The 26,256-nt window shown below is 50.0% G+C and carries 28 protein-coding genes and 1 other RNA gene; 11 read left to right on the forward strand and 18 right to left on the reverse strand.

The annotated features are described in order from the left end of the window. Positions 1-34: 34 nt before the first annotated feature. Positions 35-748: a type 1 glutamine amidotransferase gene (locus O4H47_RS05000; RefSeq protein ID WP_269392859.1), complete on the reverse strand. Its 714-nt coding sequence runs from the start codon at positions 746-748 to the stop codon at positions 35-37. Positions 749-889: 141 nt separating this feature from the next. On the opposite strand from O4H47_RS05000, the gene argB reads away from it, so the two are divergent. Together argB and O4H47_RS05010 are read left to right on the forward strand one after the other, a co-directional pair. Beyond that, the gene (gene argB / locus O4H47_RS05005) at positions 890-1,810 is read left to right on the forward strand and encodes an acetylglutamate kinase (protein ID WP_269392860.1); all 921 of its coding nucleotides are present in this window, start codon (positions 890-892) and stop codon (positions 1,808-1,810) included. Next, a complete protein-coding gene (locus tag O4H47_RS05010; RefSeq protein ID WP_269392861.1) occupies positions 1,797-2,483 on the forward strand; it encodes a pyrimidine 5'-nucleotidase in 687 nt (228 codons plus the stop codon). Before argB ends, O4H47_RS05010 begins: the two co-directional genes overlap by 14 nt. Here the strand turns inward: O4H47_RS05010 and O4H47_RS05015 are convergent. Then, positions 2,480-3,160 (reverse strand): helix-turn-helix transcriptional regulator, encoded by a 681-nt coding sequence (locus O4H47_RS05015; protein ID WP_269392862.1) that lies wholly within the window; start codon positions 3,158-3,160, stop codon positions 2,480-2,482. The two genes, O4H47_RS05010 and O4H47_RS05015, sit on opposite strands and share 4 nt — an antisense overlap. Before the next feature lie 86 nt (positions 3,161-3,246). On the opposite strand from O4H47_RS05015, the gene O4H47_RS05020 reads away from it, so the two are divergent. Further along, complete coding sequence (locus tag O4H47_RS05020) at positions 3,247-3,543, forward strand: antibiotic biosynthesis monooxygenase family protein (RefSeq protein ID WP_269392863.1); 297 nt, start codon at positions 3,247-3,249, stop codon at positions 3,541-3,543. A 47-nt stretch (positions 3,544-3,590) separates the two neighbouring features. Here O4H47_RS05020 and O4H47_RS05025 read toward each other — a convergent pair whose 3' ends face one another. After that, positions 3,591-4,460 (reverse strand): LOG family protein, encoded by an 870-nt coding sequence (locus tag O4H47_RS05025; protein WP_269392864.1) that lies wholly within the window; start codon positions 4,458-4,460, stop codon positions 3,591-3,593. Positions 4,461-4,632: 172 nt separating this feature from the next. On the opposite strand from O4H47_RS05025, the gene dapD reads away from it, so the two are divergent. Genes dapD through O4H47_RS05040 form a run of 3 tightly spaced genes read left to right on the forward strand, consistent with a single transcriptional unit; the run spans position 4,633 to position 7,220 of the window. Further along, positions 4,633-5,478 (forward strand): 2,3,4,5-tetrahydropyridine-2,6-dicarboxylate N-succinyltransferase, encoded by an 846-nt coding sequence (gene dapD / locus O4H47_RS05030; RefSeq protein ID WP_269392865.1) that lies wholly within the window; start codon positions 4,633-4,635, stop codon positions 5,476-5,478. 3 nt (positions 5,479-5,481) lie between these two features. Further along, complete coding sequence (gene dapE, locus O4H47_RS05035) at positions 5,482-6,642, forward strand: succinyl-diaminopimelate desuccinylase (protein WP_269392866.1); 1,161 nt, start codon at positions 5,482-5,484, stop codon at positions 6,640-6,642. 5 nt (positions 6,643-6,647) lie between these two features. Further along, on the forward strand, positions 6,648-7,220 hold the full coding sequence (locus tag O4H47_RS05040) for a hypothetical protein (RefSeq protein WP_269392868.1): 573 nt from the start codon (positions 6,648-6,650) through the stop codon (positions 7,218-7,220). 3 nt (positions 7,221-7,223) lie between these two features. Here the strand turns inward: O4H47_RS05040 and truA are convergent, their stop codons facing one another. The 3 genes from truA to def are packed head-to-tail and all read right to left on the reverse strand — an operon-like array spanning position 7,224 to position 9,406. After that, a complete protein-coding gene (gene truA / locus O4H47_RS05045) occupies positions 7,224-7,961 on the reverse strand; it encodes a tRNA pseudouridine(38-40) synthase TruA (protein WP_269392869.1) in 738 nt (245 codons plus the stop codon). Beyond that, a complete protein-coding gene (gene fmt / locus O4H47_RS05050) occupies positions 7,961-8,887 on the reverse strand; it encodes a methionyl-tRNA formyltransferase (protein WP_269392870.1) in 927 nt (308 codons plus the stop codon). The genes truA and fmt overlap by 1 nt, the downstream gene beginning before the upstream one ends. Positions 8,888-8,890: 3 nt before the next feature. Further along, the gene (gene def, locus O4H47_RS05055) at positions 8,891-9,406 is read right to left on the reverse strand and encodes a peptide deformylase (RefSeq protein ID WP_269392871.1); all 516 of its coding nucleotides are present in this window, start codon (positions 9,404-9,406) and stop codon (positions 8,891-8,893) included. Positions 9,407-9,579: 173 nt separating this feature from the next. Between def and O4H47_RS05060 the strand changes: the two genes are divergently transcribed. Continuing rightward, positions 9,580-10,731 (forward strand): DNA recombination protein RmuC, encoded by a 1,152-nt coding sequence (locus O4H47_RS05060; protein ID WP_269392872.1) that lies wholly within the window; start codon positions 9,580-9,582, stop codon positions 10,729-10,731. Here O4H47_RS05060 and O4H47_RS05065 read toward each other — a convergent pair whose 3' ends face one another. Beyond that, entirely contained in the window at positions 10,732-11,175 is a 444-nt protein-coding gene (locus O4H47_RS05065; RefSeq protein ID WP_269392873.1) for a hypothetical protein, read from the reverse strand. A gap of 118 nt (positions 11,176-11,293) precedes the next feature. Between O4H47_RS05065 and O4H47_RS05070 the strand changes: the two genes are divergently transcribed. Further along, complete coding sequence (locus O4H47_RS05070) at positions 11,294-11,902, forward strand: LysE family translocator (protein ID WP_269392874.1); 609 nt, start codon at positions 11,294-11,296, stop codon at positions 11,900-11,902. On the opposite strand, the gene recR is transcribed toward O4H47_RS05070, so the two are convergent. The 5 genes from recR to O4H47_RS05095 form a co-directional block, all read right to left on the reverse strand. Continuing rightward, positions 11,899-12,507 carry a recombination mediator RecR gene (recR, locus tag O4H47_RS05075; protein WP_269392875.1) on the reverse strand — a complete coding sequence of 203 codons (609 nt, stop codon included), beginning with the start codon at positions 12,505-12,507 and terminating at the stop codon, positions 11,899-11,901. The two genes, O4H47_RS05070 and recR, sit on opposite strands and share 4 nt — an antisense overlap. 18 nt (positions 12,508-12,525) lie before the next feature. Beyond that, positions 12,526-12,849, reverse strand: a complete 324-nt coding sequence (locus O4H47_RS05080) for a YbaB/EbfC family nucleoid-associated protein (protein ID WP_269392876.1) — start codon at positions 12,847-12,849, stop codon at positions 12,526-12,528. Further along, complete coding sequence (locus tag O4H47_RS05085; protein ID WP_269392877.1) at positions 12,846-14,582, reverse strand: DNA polymerase III subunit gamma/tau; 1,737 nt, start codon at positions 14,580-14,582, stop codon at positions 12,846-12,848. The genes O4H47_RS05080 and O4H47_RS05085 overlap by 4 nt, the downstream gene beginning before the upstream one ends. Before the next feature lie 74 nt (positions 14,583-14,656). Continuing rightward, positions 14,657-14,752, reverse strand: an RNA gene (gene ffs / locus O4H47_RS05090) — signal recognition particle sRNA small type. A 72-nt stretch (positions 14,753-14,824) separates the two neighbouring features. Further along, complete coding sequence (locus O4H47_RS05095; RefSeq protein WP_269392878.1) at positions 14,825-15,673, reverse strand: prephenate dehydratase; 849 nt, start codon at positions 15,671-15,673, stop codon at positions 14,825-14,827. A gap of 277 nt (positions 15,674-15,950) precedes the next feature. Between O4H47_RS05095 and O4H47_RS05100 the strand changes: the two genes are divergently transcribed. Further along, positions 15,951-16,505 (forward strand): c-type cytochrome, encoded by a 555-nt coding sequence (locus O4H47_RS05100; protein ID WP_269392879.1) that lies wholly within the window; start codon positions 15,951-15,953, stop codon positions 16,503-16,505. A 79-nt stretch (positions 16,506-16,584) separates the two neighbouring features. Next, the gene (locus O4H47_RS05105) at positions 16,585-17,529 is read left to right on the forward strand and encodes a 2-hydroxyacid dehydrogenase (protein ID WP_269392880.1); all 945 of its coding nucleotides are present in this window, start codon (positions 16,585-16,587) and stop codon (positions 17,527-17,529) included. A 111-nt stretch (positions 17,530-17,640) separates the two neighbouring features. Here O4H47_RS05105 and O4H47_RS05110 read toward each other — a convergent pair whose 3' ends face one another. Then, positions 17,641-18,978 (reverse strand): leucyl aminopeptidase family protein, encoded by a 1,338-nt coding sequence (locus O4H47_RS05110; protein WP_269392881.1) that lies wholly within the window; start codon positions 18,976-18,978, stop codon positions 17,641-17,643. Between the two features lie 162 nt (positions 18,979-19,140). Here O4H47_RS05110 and O4H47_RS05115 point away from each other — a divergent pair, with 162 nt between their 5' ends. Beyond that, positions 19,141-19,923, forward strand: coding sequence for a tetratricopeptide repeat protein (locus O4H47_RS05115; RefSeq protein WP_269392882.1), 783 nt, complete (start codon positions 19,141-19,143; stop codon positions 19,921-19,923). 101 nt (positions 19,924-20,024) lie between these two features. On the opposite strand, the gene O4H47_RS05120 is transcribed toward O4H47_RS05115, so the two are convergent. The 5 genes from O4H47_RS05120 to O4H47_RS05140 are packed head-to-tail and all read right to left on the reverse strand — an operon-like array spanning position 20,025 to position 26,248. Then, positions 20,025-21,005, reverse strand: a complete 981-nt coding sequence (locus O4H47_RS05120) for a type II secretion system F family protein (RefSeq protein WP_269392883.1) — start codon at positions 21,003-21,005, stop codon at positions 20,025-20,027. A 30-nt stretch (positions 21,006-21,035) separates the two neighbouring features. Next, complete coding sequence (locus O4H47_RS05125) at positions 21,036-22,016, reverse strand: type II secretion system F family protein (RefSeq protein WP_269392884.1); 981 nt, start codon at positions 22,014-22,016, stop codon at positions 21,036-21,038. 3 nt (positions 22,017-22,019) lie between these two features. Further along, a complete protein-coding gene (locus O4H47_RS05130) occupies positions 22,020-23,501 on the reverse strand; it encodes a CpaF family protein (RefSeq protein ID WP_269392885.1) in 1,482 nt (493 codons plus the stop codon). A gap of 27 nt (positions 23,502-23,528) precedes the next feature. Then, positions 23,529-24,788, reverse strand: coding sequence for an AAA family ATPase (locus O4H47_RS05135; RefSeq protein ID WP_269392886.1), 1,260 nt, complete (start codon positions 24,786-24,788; stop codon positions 23,529-23,531). A 29-nt stretch (positions 24,789-24,817) separates the two neighbouring features. Next, a complete protein-coding gene (locus tag O4H47_RS05140; RefSeq protein ID WP_269392887.1) occupies positions 24,818-26,248 on the reverse strand; it encodes a type II and III secretion system protein family protein in 1,431 nt (476 codons plus the stop codon). Positions 26,249-26,256 lie beyond the last annotated feature (8 nt).

Raw genomic sequence — 26,256 nt, forward strand, 5'->3', positions numbered from 1 at the left:
TGAGACTTTATGAATGGAATGATTAATTATTGATTTAGTCGGACCTATTCAAGAATCGTCGAAAATACTCAGCCATGAGCTCATTGTCGTTTTGGGTCTGCGCAGAAGCAACAGCTTCTTCGCCCACTTTTGGATCAAACAGCTCCCCCGAGCGCAATGTATAGACCGCCTTTGCATATTCATTTTCGAATTCGGGGTGCGCTTGAATGCTAATCGCGGCCCCATTGTCGTATTCCAACATAGCGTTTGGGGTGAAGTCGTTGCCACCGATGACTTTACTGATTGATGGCGGCGTAATGACTTGATCTTGGTGGATCACGTTGAACTGCATCTGGTCAGGCGCGTCGGCCATATATGCGGATTTTTGGGTAATGGCATATTGATGGCGCCCTACCCCCCAGCCTTTTTCTGACTTCTTTACGACCCCACCAAGGGCATCTGCTAAAATCTGGTGACCAAAACAAACCCCAATCATTGGGATTGATCTTGCGTAGGCTTCCCGGATGAAGTCACGCAAAGGATCCATCCAAGGTTTTTTGTCATAAACACCGAGAGAAGAACCTGTGATGATGATCGCTTCAACATCATCAATATTTGGCAGGGGCTCGTCTTCGATCAAGCTGACGGTCTCATAGGTAAACTTGCCGCCTCCGTCTCCAACTAAGTCAGCAAACATTTTGCCATAGTTGTCGAACCGCCCTCTTAAGGGCTCAGCCACTAGGCCCGTTTGAAACACCGAAACCTTCATTATTGCACCATTCCTCATGCCAGTTGGAGCGCCAAATAATTTGATCAAATTAAGATTGGCCACATTTTTGCGGCCGAAGCAAGACAAGTGAGCAAATTTTGTTTAAGGGTGATAAATGTTGGTGGAGCGTCTGAGAAAACTATGAACACAGATAAAACAAAAGAAGCGGCCATATTGGCTCAAGCGTTGCCTTATATGTTGCGCTATGATCATCGTGTTGTGGTGGTGAAATATGGTGGCCACGCAATGGGCGACCCTGAGCTTGCGCGCGCATTTGCCCGCGACATCGTGTTGCTGCGCCAATCAGGCGTTATGCCCATTGTTGTGCATGGCGGCGGTCCGCAAATTGGCAAAATGCTTGATCGGCTGAATATCACGTCTGAGTTCAAGGATGGTCTTCGTGTTACTGACCGCAATACCGTAGACATTGTTGAGATGGTGCTGGCCGGCTCCATCAACAAACAAATCGTAACCGCAATCACACAAGAAGGCGGTCGCGCGATTGGCCTTTGCGGCAAAGACGCGGGCATGGTGAAAGCGAAAAAGCTAAAACGCACCAAAATGGACCCTGACAGCAACATAGAACGGATCATTGATCTTGGATTTGTTGGTGAGCCGGACGAAGTTAACCCCGAAATTTTACATCGCCTAATTGGCGAGGAGATCATTCCGGTTATCGCACCGATCGCCGCGGGTAAAAACGGTGACACGTTCAATATTAATGCTGACACTTTTGCAGGCGCCATTGCATCTGCAATGGATGCTAAACGGTTTTTGTTGCTTACGGACGTCGAGGGGGTGATGGATGGTGATGGCGAACTCATTCCAGACATGAACACCACAGTTGCGCAGCAGTTGATCGACGATGGTGTTGCCAAAGGGGGCATGATCCCCAAACTTGAAACTGCAATTCATGCGCTTGAAAGCGGCGTGCAAGGCGTGGTGATTGTCAACGGCAAAACCAAGCATGCGGTCTTGCTTGAGTTGTTTACTGAACATGGTGCGGGCACATTGATTCACCTGCCTGGTGAAATTGAGGATGACGACGATGCCTCTTACTGATGTGCGCCATTGGGTCTTTGATCTTGATAATACGCTCTATCCGCGTACCTGTAGATTATTTGATCAGATTGATGTTTTGATCACCGCATATGTTGCGGACATCACTGGGCTCGACCCAGTGCCCGCGCGCAAGTTGCAAAAAGAATTCTACCGCGACCACGGCACCACCTTGCGCGGTTTGATGGCCACACGCGAGGTGGATCCGCATCACTTTTTGTCCAAGGTCCATAACATTGACTATACGCCCGTGCAGCCCGCTCCAGAGCTAATTGCAGCCATTAAAGCGCTACCGGGCCAAAAGCTCATTTTCACCAATGCTGATGTTGGCCACGCTGAAGCGGTCATTGATCGACTTGGCGGCAAAGATATATTTGACGGCATTTTTGGCATTGTGGAAGCAGATTTTGAGCCAAAACCTTTCCGTCGCCCATATGAAAAGTTCATGAGTGAACACAATGTGGACCCAAAAACTGCCGCCATGTTTGAAGATATGGAAAAAAATCTACTCACCGCCCACGAAATCGGTATGCGCACGGTACATGTTATTCCGGGCGACGATTTTGAGGACGACAGTTTAGAAGACTTTGAACTAGAGCGGAAAGATGACCACGAACACGTACATCATGTGACCAATGACATTGCGCAATTTTTGCAAGCATTCGGCCAGCGCTAAGCACTATATCGCTTTAAATAATCGCTAAGTTGTTGCCCATTTGTTGGCACAAATTTGCGGCGCAAGTCTGAGAGTTGGTCAATCCGATCAACCCTAAAATCGCGAAAGTCTTTGCGCACCGTGCACCAAGCGGTCAAAAGCCATTTTGGCCCGAAATTTGTGAGGGCCAATGGATAAACCTCCCGGCATGTCTGTCCGCCATCCAATGCACGATAGTTAATCTGGAGCACTTGGTTTTCATCAATCGCCCTGCGTAATCGACGCAGGGTTTTTGTGGGCATTTCAATGCCTTTTGGCGGCACAACCATGAGATGAGGCGCGTCAAGCTTTGCTTTGTGTCTTTCGGGCACCGCATCACGGATTTTCTCCAGCGCTTCTTTTGCGGCAGCTGACAAATCATCGTCTGCAATCAGGGCCAGTGTTTTGGCGCCTAAAGCGAGTGCTTCTAGCTGTTCAAAGGTGAAGCTGAGCGGTGGCAGATCAAACTCATCCCTTAGCATAAACCCAACACCAGGCTCTGAATCGATCGGTGCTCCAGATCCGATCAGATGTGCCATATCCCGATAAATCGAGCGCTTAGACACCTCCAGTTTTTGCGCAATTTGGCTCGCTGTCAGCGCGCCGTTGGCCGTTCGCAGAATTCTAATTATCCGAAACAGTCTCTCGGCGGGGCGCATCTTTTTAATCCCTAAATCATTGTGGCCACAAGGGTGGCAACAGGGTCATGTTATTCCTCTTTTATCAACAATGGAAGGATATGAATATGAGCACGATTTTTGAGTTAGTCAGCTTCAAGGTGAAGGATCTTGAAAAGGCAACAAAACTGCGCCGCGATGCAATGGAACACGCAAAAAACTTCAAAGGGTTTGTCAATTATCGCGCTTTGATCAACACAGATGATCAAAATCATTTTTGCGATCTTGTGGAATGGGAAAGCCTAGAGGACGCGCAAGCCGCAGCACAACAAGTGATGATGATCCCAGAATTTCAAGCAATGATGTCGGAAATTGAAACTGTGGAAAGCATGAAGCATTTCAGCGTCGATAAGTTCGTTAAATAACAAGAGGCCCGGCTATAAAGCCGGGTCCTCATGCACATTGTGCAAGTTTACTCGACAACGCAATCGCAATTCTCGTCGGTGATCGTTGGAAGATTGTAGGCATCGCGTACAATGCACCAGGCTTCTTCTGCGGTATCAACAACCGAGAACAGATTGACATCGTCCGGGGAGATTGTGCCTTCTTCAGCCAATGCATCCAGATTGATGACGCGATTCCAAAAATGCGAACCAAATAGCAGCACCGGAACACGTTCCATACGGCCTGTTTGAATGAGCGTAAGTGTTTCAAAAAACTCATCCATGGTGCCAAAACCACCAGGGAAAACAGCGATTACTTTGGCGCGCAGCAAAAAGTGGATTTTCCGCGTTGCGAAATAGTGGAAATTGAAACTAAGGTCAGGGGTGACAAAAAGGTTTGGTGCTTGTTCGTGCGGTAAAACAATGTTCAAGCCAATTGATGGCGCGCCGACTTCGCTTGCCCCTTTATTACCCGCTTCCATTACTCCCGGACCGCCGCCGGTGACCACAACATATTCCTTATGATCCATGGTTTCTGAGGTCAGAGATGCCAAACGCGCGAATTTGCGGGCTTCGTTGTAGTATTTGGAGTTCTTTTCCAAATTAGCTTTTTGGACATCGTTTTTAGCCGCCCAAGCTTCAGCACCGGGTGCTGGCAAACGCGCACCACCAAACAAAACTACAGTTGAATTGATGCCGCGCTCACGGAGCCATAATTCTGGCTTGAGGATTTCGAGCTGCAGACGGATGGCGCGCGTGTCTTCAGACGTCATGAATTCTTCGTCAGAAAACGCCAATTTGTACGCAGCAGATTCGGTCTGTGGCGTCCTGGGGACACGCCTTGTGACGCTGATATCTTCTTGCGAGGTGCGTAACGAGGTGTGACGGCGCTTAGACATATATATCTCCAAATTTCTATTACCAACTATTGTACTCACAATCGTATTAACGATCGGTGCTCGTGGGCGGATTGCACATTGTTCATTGTTTCGTGATTGGGCTGGTTGACACCCTTGGCAACACCGCTAATGTCGCCACAAATCATATTGATCAGATGGAGAGCTTAGAAATATGTCATTTGCCGACTTGGCCCAGACCATTGATGCAGCGTTCGATGATCGCGAAAATGTAAATTTGAACACGCAAGGCGCTGTGCGCGATGCTGTAAACGAAGCGCTTGCGCTGATGGACGATGGCAAATTGCGCGTCGCCGAACAAGATGCAAATGGCGAATGGACCGTTAACCAATGGGCCAAAAAAGCTGTTTTATTGTCGTTCCGACTGAATGATATGGAAGCCATTCCCGGCGGCCCTGGTGGGGCACACTGGTGGGACAAGGTGCCGTCTAAATTTGCGGGCTGGAGCGAAAACCGTTTTCGCGATGCAGGTTTTCGCGCCGTTCCGGGCTCAATTGTTCGCCACTCGGCGCATATTGCGCCTGGCGCTGTGTTGATGCCATCATTTGTGAACCTTGGTGCCTATGTGGGTGAAAACACAATGGTCGACACATGGGCCGCTGTTGGATCGTGCGCACAAATTGGCGCTAATGTGCACCTGTCAGGCGGTGTGGGCATTGGTGGCGTTTTGGAGCCATTGCAAGCTGATCCGGTGATTATTGAAGATGATTGCTTCATCGGGGCGCGTTCAGAGATTGTTGAAGGCGTTCGTGTGGGCAAAGGTTCTGTGATTTCTATGGGTGTTTTCATTGGCCAATCGACAAAAATCGTTAACCGCCATACTGGGGAAATCCATATGGGCGAAGTGCCGCCATACTCTGTGGTTGTTTCTGGTTCAATGCCGGGCAAACCTTTGCCAGATGGCACACCGGGGCCAAGCCTTTATTGCGCGGTCATCGTGAAGCAAGTGGACGAAAAGACACGTTCAAAGACATCAATCAACGATTTGTTGCGAGACTAAATTATGGCCGTCGCCCTTGATTTATTGCGGGACTTGATCCGCTGCAATTCTGTGACCCCGGCAGATGATGGGGCACTGGATGTGCTTGTGCGATTTTTGGAACCGCTTGGTTTTGAGTGCACCCGCATTCCTTTTGAAGGCGACGGCAGTTATCGCGTTGAGAACCTGTTTGCCACGCGCGGCACAAAGGGAGCACACCTTTTGTTTGCCGGTCACACCGATGTTGTGCCTGTGGGCGATGCTGATGCGTGGTCGCATGATCCTTTTTCCGCTGATGTGGACGACAATGGCGTGATGTGGGGTCGCGGTGCGGTGGACATGAAAAGCGGGGTTGCTGCTTTTTGTGCTGCCTTGCCCGCGTTTATTGAAAGCGGGGAAGCGGAAAATTGCACCATCTCGCTGCTGATCACCGGCGACGAAGAAGCAGACGCGGTCAATGGCACAGTGAAAGCGCTAATATGGGCAACTGAGCAAGGGCACACATTTGATTTTGGCCTTGTTGGTGAACCCTCTAGCGCAGACACCTTTGGTGACACAGTAAAAATTGGTCGACGAGGATCGCTTGGCTTCACGGTTACCGTTGAGGGCGAACAGGGGCACGTGGCTTATCCAGACAAGGCGCGCAATCCATTGCCAACATTGGCTGGTATTGCTCATCATTTGTCCTACGCTAAACTGGATGAGGGCAATGAGAACTTCCAACCGACTAATTTGGAAATCACATCCATAGATGTGGGAAACGTTGCCACCAATGTGATCCCTGCAAAGGGCTCGCTTAAGGGCAATATTCGTTTTAATGATATTTGGGATGCCGATAAACTAGGCTATTGGCTGTCCCAGCAAATCCTCAAAGTGCCTGCAAATGGATGCGATGTTGAACTCAACATCAAGCAACCCGTTTCGCGCTCATTCGTTTCGCACGGGTCTGAACATGTTGATTTGCTGGTCCAAAGTGTTGAAACTGTTGCGGGACAAGTGCCAAAGCGCTCCACCGGTGGCGGCACATCTGACGCGCGCTTTATCGCGGATTATTGCCCAGTTGCCGAATTTGGACTTGTGGGCAAGACCATGCATCAGGTGGATGAACGGGTGCCGACACAAATGGTGCTTGAACTTCAGTCCGTTTATGCCCATTTTCTAGCTAGCTTCGCCAAACAAAGGTAATTTTTGTGAATTCCAATAGCCTCATTGAAGAAATCATCGCCGCAGCCCGCGGATGTTGGGGCATATTGGCGGGAAACCGGGCGATGGCCAATCAACTTGATGGCAGTTGGTCCGGCGTGGCAACGTCTACGATTTCCGTTCTGGTGGCGCTTGGCGCGCAAGCCATGTTGCAGTTGCCCTTGCCTGCGGACGTGATTGCACCCATGCCGCTCTTGGTGCTATTTCACCTTCTGGCGATCAATATTGCTGGGTTTTACGGGGTCTATTTGTTTCTACGCACCAAGGGAAAGCCGTTTGATATCGCCAGTTACATCGCCGCACACAATTGGTCGAATTTCTTCTTTCTGATTATTGCATTGCTCTTGACGTTTGTTCTGCCCGGCTTGATCGGCAGTCTCATTATCACCATCGCAACAGCAGTATTTTATGTGCGTGCGGCTGCATTTCTGCTCGATATTCGCGGTCCTGATCTTGCATTGATGATCGGTGCGCAATTGCTTGCCATGCTTGGCTGTTTGGTGGTGTTGATGTTCCTTGGCGGGATTATTCCGGGCCTTGGCTTTCGTATTATTGGCTAGTGCCTAATAATCGACTTGCGTTAGGTATAGGCCGTGCGCAGGCGCAACTGGGCCACACGCTTTTCTATCGGCAGCATCCAGCGCTTTGCGAAAGTCAGTGGGCGACCATTTGCCTTCACCCACCATTTTGAGTGAGCCAACAAGCGAGCGCACTTGATTGTGCAAAAAGCTGAGCGCGGACACATTGATAAAGATTGTTTCGCCTTCGCGGGTAACATCTAACCGATCCAATGTACGTATCGGCGATTTGGCTTGGCATAGGCTGGCGCGAAAAGTCGTAAAATCATGTTTGCCCAAAACCAGCTGCGCAGCTTCGTGCATCTTCTTTTCATCTAAAGGGGGCAGCACTTTCCAAACACGCATGTGATCAAGCGCGGGGCGCACGCGCCGATTGAGAATTTGATATTCGTAATGGCGAGCTTTCGCTGAAAAACGCGCCTCAAAGCTATCATCAACTTTTTCCCATGCAACAACCACAATGGGTTTTGGCTTTAGGTGAAAGTTTATCGCTTCGGCAACTTTGAATGCATCGACGTCTTTTTCTAAATCAAGATGGATAACCTGACCCAGTGCATGCACACCCGCGTCGGTGCGACCAGCTGCCTGGGTGGCAATTCTTTGACCACAAAAGCGCTCGATCGCATCCTCAACATGATTTTGCACGGCGTTGCCTTCAAGCTGGCTTTGCCACCCCGTATAAGGTGTGCCGTCATATTCAATGGTGAGCTTATAGCGAGGCATTAGCTGAGCACTTTACCTTTGAGCGAACCAGTGCCGCGGATAAATGTTTGTGCATCCATCACACTCTTGCCCTCGCGTTGAACATGGGTCAGCGCAATGGCGCCCTCACCTGTGGCAATGGTCAACATATCATCGACAACTGTGCCGGCAGCGCCTTGGCCCTGTGCCAGTGATGATTTGATCACTTTGATGCGGGTAGGTTTGCCGTTTAATTCAATTTCAAACCATGCGCCGGGGAAAGGCGAAAGCCCACGCACCTTGTTGTGGATGTCTATAGCTGGTTGGCACCAATCGATCCGGGCTTCGGCCTTGTCGATTTTTTTGGCGTAGGTGACGCCCTCTGCAGCTTGGGGAACAAAATGCAGGCTATCCCGTTCAAGCGCAGGTAGCGCACGCCCCATCAAATCCGCACCACGGATCATCATTTGGTCGTGCAGTTCACCAGCAGTCATATTTTCGGAGATTGGGATTTCATCGATTAGACCCACATCGCCCGTATCAAGACCTTCGTCCATTTGCATGACCATCAGGCCCGTTTGGGTATCGCCGGCCATGATTGCACGCTGAATAGGCGCTGCACCGCGCCATCGGGGTAGCAAAGAGCCGTGCAAATTCAAACAGCCTTTTTCCGGTGCGTCCAAAATACGTTTAGGCAACAGCAAGCCATAGGCCACAACAACGGCTACGTCCGCATCCAGCGCTTCAAAGGCTGCAATATCGGCTTCATCTTTAAAGTTTAGCGGGGTGCGCACTTCAAGTCCGAAACCTTCAGCCAGTTCATGCACGGGCGATTTGCGTTCTTTCTTGCCCCGACCCGCCGGACGTGGTGGTTGCGAATAAACGGCAACCACATCATGCCCACGGCCAATAATTTCGCTAAGGGTTGGCACAGCAATTTCTGGTGTGCCCATAAAGATGACGCGCATAATTTATTCTGCCGCCCTTTTGGCCAATTTCTTGAATTTTTTCGTGACCCGCTCACGTTTGAGACGCGACAGGTAATCAATGAACAATTTGCCATCCAAATGGTCGACTTCGTGCTGAACAATCGTTGACAACAGCCCATCGCATGTACGTTCGTGGCTTTTACCTTCTTTGTCCAAAAACGTCACTTTGCACTGGTCTGGACGCTCTACATCCTCATAATATTCTGGGATGGAGAGGCAGCCTTCTTGATGAATGCGAAGCTCTTCTGACAACCAAATGATTTTTGGGTTGATCATAGCCAAGGGCGCTGGCTCTTCTTCTTCGCCTGCTGAGTCCATCACAATAACGCGGTGCATAACACCGATTTGTGGCGCAGCAAGGCCAACGCCGGGCGCATCATACATGGTGTCGAGCATGTCTTTGATGAGAATTTTGATCTCATCATTGATCTCAACAACTGGTGCAGCCACTTCGCGCAAGCAAGGGGAAGGAATATGAAGAATGGGCCGGATAGCCATATTTGAGATCGCCTTTGGTTCAATTTAACGTGTCGATAGGATGAAAGGGCTTTGCTGGTCAAGAAAAGCTTTCATTTTGCGCCTATCTACCTGCTCTATATATAAGAAGTTTTGACCAGTTTTCCAGCTCTGAAATGAGAAGGCAATCGGCGCGAATCAGATAGAATTGGGAAATGGAACAAACTCTCTTTTCCGCCTTTGGGCGCAATTTCTCTGGCACGGAAACGGTGTTGATCTTTTTGATCGCACTTTTGGTGCTGTCTGTTTTTGGCATTGTTGCGATTTCGCGCGCAAACCGCAAACGCCAAGACGATGCCATTGCTTTGGCGCAGCGCAATGCCGAAATGGAACGCCACATGGCGGACCTGATGCGCATACAATCGGAAATGACAGGGCGTATGGGCACCATGTCAGAGATTTTTGGTTCACGCACATCCGATTTGGCACGGCTTCTCACAGAGCGGATTGAAGGGGCGAGCCATCGCACCAACCAATCGGTCAATGAAACGCGGGTGAAAACCGAAGAAAGCCTTTCAAAGCTCAATGAACGTTTGGCTGTAATCGACCGAGCTCAAACCACCATCGCTGAGCTTTCAACCGAAGTTGTTTCGCTGCGCGATATTTTGGCCAACAAGCAAAGTCGTGGCGCATTTGGACAAGGGCGCATGGAAGCAATTGTTGCTGATGGTCTGCCGGCGGCAAGCTTTAACTTTCAAGCGACACTTTCAAACAACAACCGCCCTGATTGTTTGGTGACGCTGCCCAATGATGCGCCGAATTTGGTGATCGATGCAAAGTTTCCACTGGAGGCCTGGCAGCGCCTACACGCAGCAGAAACCCCAGAGCAAACCAAATTGGCAGTGGCCGCATTTCGAAATGACATGAATATCCACGTCAAAGCCATTTCAGACAAATATTTCATCCCCGGCGAAACACATGACACGGCCTTCTTGTTTGTGCCGTCAGAAGCAATTTTTGCGGACATTCACGAGCGGTTTGAAGACATTGTGCAAAAAGCGCTGCGCCAGCGTGTGGTGATTGTTTCGCCATCCCTTTTGATGCTTTCAATTCAAGTGGTGCAGGCATTGTTGCGCGACGTGAAAATGCGTGAACAGGCGCATATCATCCAACAAGAGGTTTCCAACTTGCTGAGCGATGTTGGGCGATTGTCTGACCGCGTTTTAAAATTGCAGACACATTTTCAGCAAGCCAACAAAGATGTTGAGCAAATTCTCATTTCTACTGGCAAAGTCACCAAGCGTAGCGAACGAATTGAACAGATGGAATTTGAGGACAGCGCGCCAGAAGCACTGCCCCCACAATAGTCAACTTTCTAAGTGGGTTTTGGTGGCTGCCAGAATTGCTTTGCCAATATTGCTTGCGCCAAACGTACGATAGAGCCACCCCAGAATACCGTTCGCTGATACATTGCTGATGATCAGATTGTGCGTGACGCCATTGGTGGTCGACGAAAATATATTCGTGTGGCGGGATTGCGTCATCATCAGCGAGCCTGCTTGATAAGCCTCATCGAAATCGACGGTGAACTCACTTGGCGTTTTGTGCTGCGTGATGTTTGAGCGGATCATGATACCTTCATTTGTCTGTATTTTGACCCTCGTTGCTTCTGCCTCAAGCAAAACAGCACTCGAAATGCCGGGCATGAAACCAACAACAGATTGAAAATAGTGCCCGAGGTCTTTTGCCTTCTCCTCCACACCGTCCAATGTGGTGTTCACGGTTTCAGTAGCTTCAAACCAAGTTCCCATTAATTCACTTACCCAACATGTTTCTTTGAAGCTTAGCACATGCATCATGCCACAACGTCAAATTCGGTTCGTCAGCCCAGACAAATTCTTCTAATTTGGTTTTCTGTTTGGAGTTTTTATGACTTTTCTGTTGCCACTTGTTTTGTTCCTTATACCTCTGGCTTTTTCACCAGGCCCGGGCAATCTGTTCTTTGCAGCTTTGGCCGCACGATTTGGAACGAAAGCCACTGTGCCGGCGTTGGTTGGCTACCATGTGGCTACGCTTAGCGTAACGATGGCTGTGGGATTGGGGTTTGAATTGAGCACGGGCAACAATGTCGGCCTGACCAAATTCCTAGCTTCGCTTGGGGCCATATATGTTTTGTATTTGGCCTGGAAACTTGCCACTTCAGACATTTGTGACGCCCCACAGGTTGATCATGCGGCCAGTTTCATCGATGGGTTTTTGTTACTGCTATTCAACCCTAAAGCTTATGTGATCATTGCACTCTTGTTCACCCAGTTTCCGCCAAGCAAGCTCATTCCCGACCAGGCTATTTTCGCAAGTTTTGTGATTGCGACAGCATTCACAATCCACAATTTGGTGGCGTTTATCGTTTGGATTATCGCCAGCGACAAGGTCGGCGCGCGTTTTAGGTCGGGCCAAAACATGCGCATGATGAACTGGGTCTTTGGTAGTCTTTTGGGGGGTGTGGCCATTTGGTTGTTCGTGGCGAACTGGTTCTAAAAATCTGTGCGGGCAGCCAAAGCCTGCGTGAGTGTGCCCTCGTCCAAATAGTCAAGTTCGCCCCCAACAGGTACGCCATGGGCCAATCGGGTGATTTTGACATTTAGACCTTCAAGACGATCAGTCACATAGTGAGCGGTTGTTTGCCCGTCAACGGTAGCGTTGACGGCCAATACCACTTCTTTGACGTCGCCCTGTTCGACCCGGGCAACAAGGGTTGAAATATTGAGGTCTTCAGGGCCAACACCATCCAATGGTGACAATGTGCCACCTAAAACATGGTAAAGTGCCTTGGTGGTACCCGCCCGCTCCAGTGCCCAAAGATCAGCCACGTCTTCCACAACGATCAGCAAACCGGTTTCGATACGTCGCGGATCAAGACAGATGTTGCACGGCGATTTTGTGTCGACATTACCACATTGGGCGCAGGTCAAAACACTGTCCACTGCCCGATCCAAAGCGGAAGCGAGCGGCGCCATCAAAGTGTCTTTTTTCTTGATCAAATGCAAAACAGCGCGCCGAGCCGAACGCGGCCCCAAGCCCGGCAATCGGGCAAGGAGCTGGATCAATTGTTCAATCTCTGGGCCGCCATTTTGGTTGTTCATAGTTTTGAGCTTAGAGACCTAAAACGGCAATTTCATGCCCGGCGGAATAGGCAGGCCGGCGGTCATTTCTTGCATTTTCGATTGGCTGATTTCTTCGGCTTTTGCACGCGCATCTGTGTGAGCAGCGATTAGCAGATCTTCCAAAATCTCTGCTTCCTCAGCTTTGAGCAGAGAAGGATCAATCTTAACACCGCGCATATCGCCCTTGCCTGTCAGAGTGACAACAACCATGCCTGCGCCCGCGCTACCTTGAACTTCAGTTGCTTCCAGCTCGGCCTGCATCTCGCCAACTTTGGCTTGCATTTCCTGAGCTTTCTTCATCATGCCCATAATGTCTTTCATTCTTCCAATCCTTCGTCTACATCGCCGTCATCAAGCCATTCTTCGGCCACCGGCTCATCATCAATTAGCGACTTTTCATTGACCAAGCGCGCGCCCGGGAATGCAGCCAGAATTGCCTTCACCGAAGGATCCTGCATCGCCTTGTCGAGTTTTTCCTGCGCTTCACGGTCGCGCTGTTGGCGGATGGTATCATTTGCCTTTTGCTTGGATACGGTCACAAGCCAGGGGCGGTTTGTCCATTCTTTTAGCTTTTGCGAAAGCTGGGATGCAACCGATTGATCCGCTTCGGGGGTCAACGCGATTTCAATGCGCCCGTCCGCCACTGATATGGGGCTCACATTTGCTTCCAAAGCGTGTTTAAGCACCAGCTCACGTTTTTCACCACAAAGCGCCACGATTTCAGCGAAACTGTTGAGCGACATGGTTGGCTTTTGAACGGGAGATGCTTGAGGTGCATGGTTGATGCTGACCGCCTGCATGCGCGCGCCGCCACCTGCCGCTTGCTGCATGCCACCGCCGCCGCCCGTTGGCCGCCCAGCGGGAGCATTTGGCGCAGATGCGCCTGCCCCTTGAGGCGCGTCGCCAAGCTTTTTGATCAACTCGTCCGGCGTTGGCAAATCCGCAGCATAGGCTAGGCGGATCAAGACCATTTCAGCCGCTTGAATAGCATCATGAGCATTGTTGATTTCGGCAATGCCCTTATTAAGAATTTGCCAAGTGCGCGACAAAACTCGAATGTTGAGCTTTTGTGCCATTTCCTTGCCGCGAGACTTCTCATCTGGCGTCAAAACGGGGTCTTTTTCCGCTGCCGGCACAACTTTTAAGCGGGTCACCAAATGGGTGGTTGCGGCCAAGTCAGTTACAACAGTTGCGGCATCCGCGCCTGCATCATATTGATGGCGCAATTGCTCAAGCGCACCGGCGGCGTCACCCTTCATAAGCGTTTCAAACAAATCAAGCGTGAGCGAGCGATCTGCGAGACCGAGCATTTGGCGGACAGTGTCAGCTTTAATGTCGCCGCCAGAATGGGCGATCGCTTGATCAAGCAACGAAAGGTTGTCGCGTGCGGACCCTTCCCCGGCTCTGATCACCAACTGCAAGGCTTCTGGTTCGAAGGTAATGCCTTCTTTTTCCAAAATGCTGCCGAGATAGGTTTGCAAAGTCTCCGGATCATAGCGGCGCAAATCAAACCGTTGACAGCGCGACAAGATGGTAATTGGCACTTTGCGGATTTCAGTCGTCGCAAAAATAAACTTCACATATGGGGGCGGCTCTTCAAGCGTTTTCAACAGGCCGTTGAACGCTGCCTTTGAGAGCATGTGCACCTCATCGATGATGAAGACTTTGTAGGGCGCTGAAACCGGGCCATAGCGCACACTGTCGATGATCTCACGGATATCATCAATACCAGTATGCGATGCCGCATCCATTTCGATAACATCTACATGACGGCTTTCAATAATCGCGCGGCAGTGTTTGCCGTCAACTTCAAGATCAAGTGATGGATGTGGGCCACTATCATCTTCAAAATTAAGGGCACGGGCCAAAATTCGGGCAGTTGTTGTTTTGCCAACGCCCCGTACACCTGTGAGCATAAATGCATGGGCAATACGGTTGGAACTAAACGCGTTTTTAAGCGTTTGCAGCATCGCGTCTTGGCCGATAAAGGTCGAGAAGTTTTCCGGGCGGTATTTGCGGGCAAGTACCAGATATGCGTCTTGTTTGTCCGCCATTTTTTGCTCCGCCAATATATGTGAAAGTTGGAAGCGCTATTTGACACCGATTCTGATGCACTGCGCAAAGCAAAAGAAGGAGGCTGGCAACGACCCGTTCCAAACTCGTTAGGGCTGCTTCCTTCCGGACCTGACCCAGTTGGCGAGCGGTTCGTCCGCGCCAACCTCCCAACGCGACTATATGGTTGATCTTAAGCTAGAATGCAAGAGACCAACTGCAGTTTGTGCAATTGCGAAAGCGACTAGACTTCTTTGCCACCCTCATCGTAGCTTTTCTTGGAAGGATAAATGCCAAGGATATTGATATAGTCAGTAAAGAACTCAAGTTCTTCCATGGCAAATTTCACGCTCTGATCGCTGGGGTGGCCTTCGATATCGGCATAAAACTGTGTCGCGGTGAAGTTTCCATCCACCATATAACTCTCTAGTTTAGTCATATTGATGCCATTTGTGGCAAAGCCACCCATTGCTTTGTATAGCGCGGCCGGAACGTTGCGCACACGGAACACAAAGGTGGTTTTCACGTCAGGTGCAGAATTAATCTCTAGCATTCGGCGCGACATGATCAAAAAACGCGTTGTATTGTGGTCCTCGTCTTCAATATCTTCGGCCAATAGATCCAATCCATAGATCTCACCCGCAAGTTTTGAAGCAATAGCTGCACGACGCTTATCGCCATGCTCGGACACTTCACGGGCGGACCCTGCCGTGTCCACTGCATTGATGGACCTTAGATTGTGATCTCGGATGAACTTGCGACATTGGCCAAGCGCAACAGACAAGCTTTGAACTTCTTCAATATCGTCGAGTTCGGCCCCCTTTATGCCCAGCAAACACATGTTCACACGGTGATAGTGTTCGCCGACGATTTTGAGGCCACTTTCAGGCAAAATATGGTGAATGTCGGTAATTCGGCCATATAGCGAGTTTTCCACTGGAACCATCGCATAATCCGCATCCCCATTTTGTACGGCTGCGATAGCGTTTTCAAATGTCACGCAAGGCAATGGTTCTTCGTTTGGAAAGACTGCATTGACCGCCGCATGACTGAACGCACCTTTTTCGCCTTGAAACGCAACCTTTAACATCATAGTACCTTTGAAAACTCTCATTTATCCGGTGGGCAATATCAACAAGGGGTGAATAAGAGTCAATGCGTTAAAGATTGCGCTGTTTACCCAAATTTATGCGGAAATGTCGCATATTGCATGTTGGGAGTTGCACGCGTGGGCCGCAGTATATAAGGTCCGCGCGCGAATAGCTGGTTCTGTAAATAGCTTGCGGGAATCAGTTCGGTTTGAGTAGTGATATTCAAACGTTGCAGATTTTGCTGTCGGATATGGGGCGGCGGCGTGGAGAAGGCATAAAATGAATTGGATTGACCTGCAGAAAATTTTCGGTGCCGTTTTGGGCACATTGCTGTTCATTATGGCGGGCGGCTTCTTGGCAGAAACTGTTTACCACCCAGTCGCGGGAAGTGGCGGCGGTTATACGCTTGAAGCTGCTGACGCTGGGCATAGCGATGGTGACGGTGCAGAAACAGTGGTGGAAGAAGTTTCTCTTGCAGCTTTGTTGGCAAACGCGGATGCCGCAAGCGGCGAGAAACTCATCAAAAAATGTACAGCTTGTCATTCATTTGACGAAGGTGGTGCGAACAAGGTTGGACCTGCACTTTACGGTATTGTTGATCGTCCAATTGCTGGTGTTGATGGTTTTGGGTACTCCGACGTGTTTAACGGCTACAAAGCCGAGGGCAAAGTTTGGTCGTATGATGACCTAAACGCATTCTTGACCAAACCTAAAGACTACGCACCAGGTACGAAAATGAGCTTTGCTGGTTTGAAGAAAGAGACAGATCGTGCTGACTTGCTTGCATATTTGCAAACATTGTCTGCTTCACCTGTCGCATTCCCGACCGAATAAGCCGCTGAACGCAACTAGCGATTAGACGAATTTCAAAGGTCGTGCCATAAAGGTGCGGCCTTTTTTCTTTGGAGTTTTCATGACCTTTTTGATGCATCTGAGCGACGTGAGTGAACGTGAGTGGGCAAACGCATTTCAAAAGGCTTTGCCAAATCATAAAGTTGTGACGCGGCAGGACCAATATTCGCCAGTAGAAATTAAATATCTATATGTGTGGAAACCGGAGGCAGATGCCTTTGACGGGTTGGATCATTTGGAAGTGATTTTTTCGCTCGGTGCAGGTGTTGACAGCATTGTGAAACACCCCAAGTTACCGCGCGGTGTGCCTGTAGTACGTTTTGTAGACGATACACTAACGCAATGTATGAGCGATTACGTCGTCGCCAATGTTACAATGCATCATCGACAAGCCACGCGCTACAAGCGCGAGCAAGCGCAACGCAAATGGGATCAGTATTATCCGGAGCGTGCGTCGACGATTAATGTTGGCATTATGGGGCTTGGCCAGCTGGGCAAAGATGCGGCCCAAAAGCTTTCCATGCTCGGCTATAACGTTGCGGGTTGGTCGCGCAACCCAAAATGCATAGCTGGGATCGAAGAGTTTTCAGGCACTGCCAAGTTCGATGAGTTTTTATCGCGCACTGATATTTTGGTTTGCCTTTTGCCCCTAACGCCTGAAACACAAGACATATTGTGCATGGAAAACTTTTCTAAGTTGCGGCGCGGGCATTTGCCCGGCGGCCCTTGCATTGTTAATGCTGCGCGCGGCGGCCATCAAAACGAAGATGATATCGTCGCGGCGCTGAAAGGTGGCACATTGGCAGCTGCCAGTCTTGATGTATTCAAAGTTGAACCATTGCCGACCAGCAGCGAATTATGGGCGTTGGATAATTGTTACATCACCCCCCACATTGCCGCAATTTCTGGTTTGGAAGCTGGCGTACGCTTGGTCACATCTCAGATTAACAGCTATGAACAATCGGGTGAATTGAAGCATTTGGTGGACGTAGAGCGCGGTTATTAGAACTGCGCCGACCTGATAGCAACATCAGCCACCGCAACCGCCTTTCATGGCACGGACGCGATGGTAGATCGGGCACCCCCGCCGCTTGACGGAGGTGCTTTGGCGTTGGGATTAGCCGAACCGCTTCTTTAGTGCCAAATAGGCAGCACGTTGTCCCTGTTCGGTGCCACCAAGTGGTCGGCCGGGGCGCGGCTTATCTGCCCACGCCATCATATCCATATGGCTCCAACTCTTGGTGTTTTTGATAAAACGACGCAAGAAAAGAGCTGCGGTGATGGCCCCACCGTATCCGCCAAGGGAAACATGGTTCACATCGGCGATTGGCGAAGCGAGCAGCTCATCATAATTGTCCCAAAGCGGCAAGCGCCACAATGGATCAGACGCGGGAATGCCCTCGGCCATTATTTCATTGGCAAAAGCATCATCATTTGAAAACAATGCCGCGAGTTCTGTGCCAACAGCCACACGTGCAGCTCCCGTCAATGTCGCCATATCAATGACGATCTCGGGGCTTTCCTCATCCGCAAGCGACAAAGCGTCAGCCAACACCAAACGGCCTTCAGCATCTGTGTTGCCAATTTCTACCGTCATGCCGTTTCGGGATGGCAATACATCACCAGGACGGAACGCATTGCCTGATATGGCATTTTCAACAACGGGTATGAGAACGCGGAGCCTAACGTTCAGTTTCGCACTCATGATGGCATGCGCCAACCCAAGTACGTTGGCCGAACCGCCCATGTCCTTTTTCATCAAGAGCATGCCAGCGGCCGGTTTGATGTCCAAACCACCACTGTCAAAAATTACGCCTTTGCCGACCAAAGTAACCTTTGGCGCATCTTCAGCCCCCCAGGTAAAATCAAGTAAGCGTGGTGCTTGAGCGGAAGCGCGCCCAACCGTATGAATCATTGGGAAATTTTGTTTGAGCAGATCATCGCCAACAATCGAGCGCACGTTGGCGCCATGTTTTTGTGCGAATTCGCGGATGGTCGCCTCGTAGTTTTCTGGTCCCAAATCATTTGCAGGACGGTTGATCAAATCACGGGCCAGCTCCGCCGCTTCTGCCATCAGCGCAACCTCGTTTTTGTCCGCGCCTTCGACATCGCCCAAACTAACTTTGGTCTCGGATTTTTTGAAGTTGGTGAATTGATAGCCACCAAGACGAAAACCCAACGCTGCTATATCAGGATTATCAAATTCTCCGCGCAAATCGAATTCGCCGTCCTTGAGTTGAGACGCTGCAAGCCCTGTCACCATCGGGTGCGATTTTTCGCGCTCACCCATCCCAAAGACATATTGATCAATTTCGCCAGTAGCGGTTGGAACGGCAACAAGTTCCCCTGCTCGCCCCTCAAACTTGCTGGCCTTGAGCCAATTGGTTTGATTTTCGTTCAATTTAGCAAGTTGGCTCTGATCGCCTTGCCACACGCAGGTGATGGTCTTGGTCATGATATCCCGTCTTGTTTTTTGATTTGTGGTTCAGAAATATCGCGCATTTGAGTGCTTTGCAAATGGTTCTGCTCGATCGTTTTAACCGCCTGTTAGGGTTAATGATTTATTGAAATTAGGAGCTTGCCTAGAACGGGTCATGCGCCATTTGGAGAAATTTCTGTGCAGTTTCATCGCTCCATCCCCTTCAAACAGTTTCGCACGCTTGCGCTGGCCGGCGTTGCCGCGATAGCGCTAAATGCATGTGCAGCCAGCCGTGGCGGCAGCGAAATTCGCACACCTGATTTTTCAGCGCTTACACAGGTGCAAAAACAAGCAGCAGTTCAAGATTTTGCACAGAAGTACCAGAACAAGCCACGTGATATACGCATTGCCATTTATTACGCAGCAGCCCTTCGCGCCGCTGGCCAGCCAGGTCAGGCTGTGTCGGTGCTTGAACGCACGCGCACTGAGCACCCCCGTAGCAGAGATGTAGCATTGGCCTATGCAAAGGCGCTGGCGTCCAATGGTCAGTTCAACCAAGCGCTGAACATCATTGATATGGCCATTCGTGTTGAAGCGCCACACTGGAACAGCTTGAGCGTTAAAGGTGCAATCCTTGACCAAATGGGGCGCAACGCGGAAGCGCGCGACCTATATCAACAAGCAATGGTGACAGCACCAAACGAAGCCGGTCTACATGCCAATATGGGACTTTCCTATGCCATGACCGGAGATTTGGTGCAGGCTGAGAAGTATTTGCGCAAAGCAAAAGGCCTGCCGGGTGCGACCGGACGCATTCGACAAAACCTCGCGTTGGTTATTGGGCTACAAGGGCGTTTTGATGAAGCTCGCGCAATTTATGCAGCAGAGCTTACACCCGAGGTCGTTGAGAGCAATATGGCCTATATCCGGGCCTTACTGACACAACAGAACAAGTGGGATCTAATCAAAGGCAAGAAATAGTCCTAGCTGATCTCTGATAGAAATTTAAAACGCCCGATTCCGTAGATTACGAAATCGGGCGTTTTGCATCTGATCTGCAGGTTGAACGCAGTCGCATGGGCCTAGTTCGGGCCATTCACCGCAAATGCAGTCAGCAGTGCAGGCGTCATGATCATGATAAACAGCACTGGCAAGAAGAATAGGATCAGTGGCACGGTTAGCTTTGGCGGCAGGGCAGCGGCCTTTTGTTCAGCAGCCATCATACGCATTTCCCGACCCTCTTCGGCCATGACCCGCAATGAACTGCCAACTGAAGTACCATATTTGTCAGACTGAATAAGTGCCGTCATCACCGATTTCACTTCGTCCAAGCCTGTTCGTTGCGCCATATTGTCGAACGCGCGTGAACGTTTGTCCAGAAACGACAATTCAGCTGTCGTTAGTGTCAACTCTTCGCCCAACTCTTCACTCTGCGTAGAAATCTCTTTCGCCACTTTGGCAAATGCATGTTCGATCGACATGCCGCTTTCTACACACAATAGCAACAAATCAAGACAGTCAGACCAAGCGCTGCGAATAGATTGTTGGCGCTTTGTGGTTTTGTTTTTCAACAAAATCACAGGCAAATATGAGGAAACAATGCCCACACCTATAGCATAGGTGATGGACATGAAGAGAGGGCCTTCTTTATTGAAGATAAAAACGAAATACAAAAGCGAAAAAACGGTCATGCCGATCGGCACCACAAAACGCAAGAACACGAATGTGGTAATTGCCGCAGGCCCACGATAACCAGCACGTGCCAAATTTAGCGCTGTTTTGTCGTCGGCAAATGCTTTTTTCAGCGAGAAGCGCTCCACAATGTTTTTGACAGTATTCGAATTGTCCGCAATCCGGCGCGCATGCTTGTCTTCGCCGCGCAAGCGGGAAATCTCTTCCACGCGCAAACGTTCGCGTTCCACCGCAACTTTTTTGATGCGTGACTTCATATCCTTGTTGTCAGAGAATTGCGCACCGAACGTGAACACAATCGCTGCAACAGAAACAGCCGCAAGGACTGAAACGATAAAGTCTGAACTGGTAACAAGGCCTACGAAATCCATTGGAAATCCTTACTCAATTCGCGCAACATTCTAATAATCAAACTGAATCATTTTGTGCATAACGAACACACCGAAAGACATCATGATTGCAGCGATGCCCAGAAACATATTGCCCGTGGGCGTTGAGAACAGGGGAACCATATAGGTCGGGCTGACCAAGGAGATCAGAATCGAGACCACAAATGGGAGTGACCCAATAATACCCGCAGAGGCTTTGGCTTCTGAAGAAACAGCCTTCACCTTTGCCTTCATTTTTTTACGATTACGCAAAACGGTTGCCAAGTTCCCAAGCGCCTCTGACAGGTTACCGCCAGATTGCTGTTGCACGGTGATCACCACAACGAAAAAGTTTACTTCAGCAATAGGCAGCCGTTCAAACAAAATTGGTACCGCTTCGGCGACGTTTTTACCCACTGCCTGCTGTTCAATGATGCGCGTAAATTCTGTTTTCACGGGCTCTTTTGATTCACTCGCGACAACTTTCATCGATTCATTCAGCGGCATACCTGCTTTAACACCACGCACAATGGATTCAACGGCGTTAGGAAACTCGTCAAGGAACTTAGTTTGATACTTTCTGGTGCGTTGCTTGACGTACCACATTGGCACCACATAGGTGCCAGCTGCGCCAAAAATGGTGGCAAACAAAAGTGGCACACCCAACATCCAAGTTAGCAAGAACACCATTGCGCCAAAAATCATAGAATTGCGCCAAAAACCTCCAACAGTTATCCGCATACCTGCGTGTGCGAGGCGCTTTTTAAGCGAGACTTTCTTATTCTTTTTATTCTGCTCGCTCTGTGCGTCCAGAATGTCTTGCAAGGACTTGCGACGTTCATTGCGCGCTTTTGTTGGATCAACACGATTCTTTCGGCCTTGAGTGCGTTCGCCAACGGTCAGTGCCTTGATGCGTTTGTTGGTGCGACCACCGCCCACAACGCCGGGCACAAACGCCAAACCAACAGCCCCCAGGGCAACGAATGTCAGCAATATCAGAACAAAAGGTGGCATTGGCTAGGCCGCTCCAGCTTCTTCGGCGTTGGCACGTTCCAGCGCCTCAACCAAGTTCAACTCTTCGCCATAATAGCGCGCACGTTCCGCGAATTTTGGTTTGGTGATACCCGTAGAGCGGTGACGTCCAATGAGATCGCCATTGGCATCTTCACCAAGAATATCATAGACGAAAATGTCTTGGGTAACGATCACATCGCCTTCCATGCCCATGATTTCAGAAACATGGGTTATTCGACGGGAGCCATCACGCAAGCGGGCGGCTTGAACAACCACATCAACCGAGGACACGATCATTTCGCGAATTGTTCTTGAAGGCAATGAATAGCCGCCCATCGTGATCATGGATTCAAGACGGGATAGGCCTTCACGTGGAGAGTTAGCGTGCAATGTACCCATGGACCCATCGTGACCGGTGTTCATGGCTTGGAGCAAATCGAATGCCTCTGGACCACGCACCTCACCCACGATGATGCGTTCAGGGCGCATACGCAGACAGTTTTTAACCAAATCACGCATGGTGATTTCGCCTTCACCTTCAAGGTTTGGCGGACGGGTTTCAAGGCGAACAACGTGCGGCTGTTGCAGTTGCAGTTCAGCACTATCTTCACACGTAATGATCCGTTCGTCGGATTCAATAAAGGCAGTCAAACAGTTCAGCAATGTTGTTTTACCTGAACCCGTTCCCCCTGAAATCAAAACATTTGCGCGAACTTTGCCCAAGATTTGCAGAATTTCTGCGCCGTCGGGCGAGATCGATCCAAACTTGACCAGTTGATCTAGGGTGAGTTTGTCTTTCTTAAATTTACGAATGGTGAGAGCCGCGCCATCGATTGACAGCGGTGGCCCAATTACGTTTACCCGCGATCCATCTGGCAGACGCGCATCACAGATCGGGCTGCTTTCATCAACGCGTCGACCGACTTGGCTCACAATGCGTTGGCACACGTTCATCAGGTGAGCGTTATCGCGGAAACGAACGTTGGTAAGGCGAACCTTGCCGTCCACCTCGATATAAGTGGTTGCAGCGCCATTGACCATAATGTCGGCGATATCGTCGCGCGCGAGAAGTGGCTCCAGCGGACCATAACCCAACACGTCATTGCAGATGTCTTCCAACAGGTCTTCCTGCTCAGAAATCGACATTACAATAGATTTCAGAGCGATGATCTCGGAGACAATGTCGCGAATTTCTTCGCGTGCAGACTCAATCTCCATCGTTGCCAATTGGCTAAGATCGATACTGTCGATCAGCGCATTGAACACAGAAGACTTGGTTTTGAAATATTCTGAATCCGCATCACGGCTTTTGATGTCGCTATTAACATCCATTACCGGTTCGGCTTGCACGCGAGGCGCTTTTTTGGGCGTCGTTGATGCAGGTGCCGCGACGGCTGGCTTTGGTTTTGGGGCAGCAACAGGCTGCGGCTTAGCCGGCGCCGCGCCATTTGTATTTCCCCCAAAGCTTGTGCGTTTCCCGAACATAAAAAACCTTACTCAATGATTTCAGTGCTAAGCGAGCTTCAACTTTCTCAACAAACCCGGTATGACGCCGCCTTGCTGAGTGCCACCTTGGTCAGATCTGCCGGTTGTCTTAAGCGCCAGATTGGTGAAGATCTCATTGATCTTGTGAGAGGCGTTGATCTCTGCGATCATTTGCCCATTATTTGCTGCGGAACCGAAAAGTGCTGGGTCAAATTGAATTTGGCCAAAGCACTCTGCGTCAATTGAAGTGCCAAATTCGTTGGCCGCAATTTCTGGCCGTTTTGGCACACCAACTTTGTTCAACATTAGAATTGGCTCAGACTCATCGGGACGTAGTTCTTTTAGCTTGTCCAGAATTGTCTTGGTGTTGCGCAAATTCGCGAGATCCGGTTCGGCAACAACGACAATTTCGTCAACAGTTGAAAGCGTATGGCGTATCCAAGCGTTCCACGCGTGGGGCAGATCCAAAACGACTAATGGCACATTGTTCTGGCAAATCTCGACGATTTGCTCAAATGAGCGCTCCTCGAAGTCATAGTCACGGTCCAATGTGCCCGGTGCTGTGAGTAAGTTCACATGATTGGCGCATTTGGACATCAAACGGTCAATGACCACATCATCCACAACGTCTTTTGAGAATACCGCATCGGCCAAACCGTGTGGCGGCTCTTGATTGAAATTTAGACCCGCGGTGCCAAACGGTAGGTCCATATCAAGGATCAAGACATCGCGGCGCACGGTTTGTGAAATTGCCCAAGCCGTATTGTGCGCAATAGTGGACGAACCTGCGCCGCCTTTTGCAGACATAAATGCAATGGTTCTGCCGATTGGCGCTGAACTCTCTGAGGCAAATTGTTCAGCAATGGTGTCAACCAAGACTGAACTCTCAATTGGCATAACCAGATACTCAGAAACGCCAAACCTTATCAGCTTGCGATAGAGTTCTACGTCGTTTTGATGACCAATGACGACCACGCGTGTAGATGCATCACATACCCCAGCAAGTTCGTTCAAACTGTCAATCAACTCATGCGCGGCGAGCGAGGATTCAAGGATTATTAGGTTGGGCGTGGGGTTGACCCGATAGATCTCAATGGCTGCGCTAATGCCGCCATTGTGGGTCGTTAGCGCCACCTTATTCATCCGGCGGTCTGATGCTGCTTGCTCGATCATTTGTGCGGTTTTCGCATTTTCACAAAACGCTTGTATTGTGATGTGCGGAACTAGACGCGCGCCAGCAATTGACGTGGCCTCTACACCGTTCGGATCGCTGTCATATTCACTCATTAAAACACTCCAAATTCAATCCGAATTTATTAATCTAAGACAAAGCCAATGGAGCCTTGCAGGCTGCCGTTTTTCTCGCCGCCCACACCATACATTTCTTCCATGTGGCCAAGAAAATATGCTGCTGCATCGTCCGACATCGTGAATTTGTCCGTTGGCAAAGTGTAGTCTTGGGCACTACCTGCTTCTGTGAGGTAAGGCGTAACCAAGACCAACAATTCTGTTTCGGCCCGGATAAAGTCACGGGAGCGGAACAAAGTGCCTAGAATTGGGATCTTGCCCAAGCCAGGGACTTCATTGAAGCGTTGGCGATGTTTTTCTTCAATCAAGCCAGCAATTGCCAATGTCGAACCTGCCCGCATCCTAACAGATGTGCTGGCTTTTCGTTCCTTGGTTGCAGGAATATTGACGGGACCAACCGTGTAGCCGCCTTCGGCATTGATCTCGGACACATTCGTTTCGACTTCCATAGAGATGTCGTTGCCTGTGTGGACAGTTGGTGTAAAGGCCAACTCCACGCCGAACTTCTTGAACGTATATGTGACTTCACCGTCCTTATACCCTGTTGGTACAGGGAATTCGCCACCTGCCAAAAACTCAGCCTTGGCGCCTGAAATGGCAGTTAGAACAGGTTCTGCGAGCATGCGAATTGCGCCACGGCGTTCCAGCGCCTTGACCGTTGCTTCAACAGACAAATTGCCGAGCGAGAAGCCAGATTTTACAGAGTTTGGTGCCACAACATTTGACACACCACCCAGGCCCGGGGCTGTTACCAGTGTGGTTGATAGCCCACCTACACTCAGTGTGGTGCTCAAATCGATACCAAGTTGTTTGACTGTTTCGCGCTGAACTTCTGCAATGGTGACTTTAAGCATGACCTGTTGCGCACCATCAATGGAAATGACGCTTGCAACCGTGTCATTGTCTTCAGCAAATTGGCCAGCAATCGCTACAGCTTTTTTCATGTCGTCTTCGCTGCGCGCTGTGCCGGATAAAACAAGTTTGCCATTGAGCGTTTGCACTTTGATTGCGCTACCAGGCAGTAGGCGAGCAATTGTGCCTTCAAGCCCCTTGCTGGACTGTTGCACCGTAACATCCAAAACGATGATGGGTGTGCCCCGATCGTCCAAGAATAAGATGTTTGTTTCTCCCATGCCTACGCCCTGAATGATCGCGCGACGCTTGGTGCGCACCACCGCGGAGGCGACTTGCGGGTTTGAAACAATGACTTCTTTTGCAGACACAGGAAGCTCGACAACAAAGGATTTGTTCAAGCCAATTTCGACGCGTTGTTCTTTGCCGACCTGATTATGTGAGATGCGCAACTGACCAGATGCAGCAAATGCGGTTGGCATCAATGCCAGCGTCATTGCAAAAAGCATCGTCAAGATCATTGTTATGCGGCCAATTGCAAAAGGAGCCGGAACAGTTTGCGTTGCAATGGAACGTGTATTCAACATTTCATTCT

It is taken from the genome of Maritalea porphyrae, assembly GCF_027213965.1.
GTDB classification, from domain to species: domain Bacteria; phylum Pseudomonadota; class Alphaproteobacteria; order Rhizobiales; family Devosiaceae; genus Maritalea; species Maritalea porphyrae_A.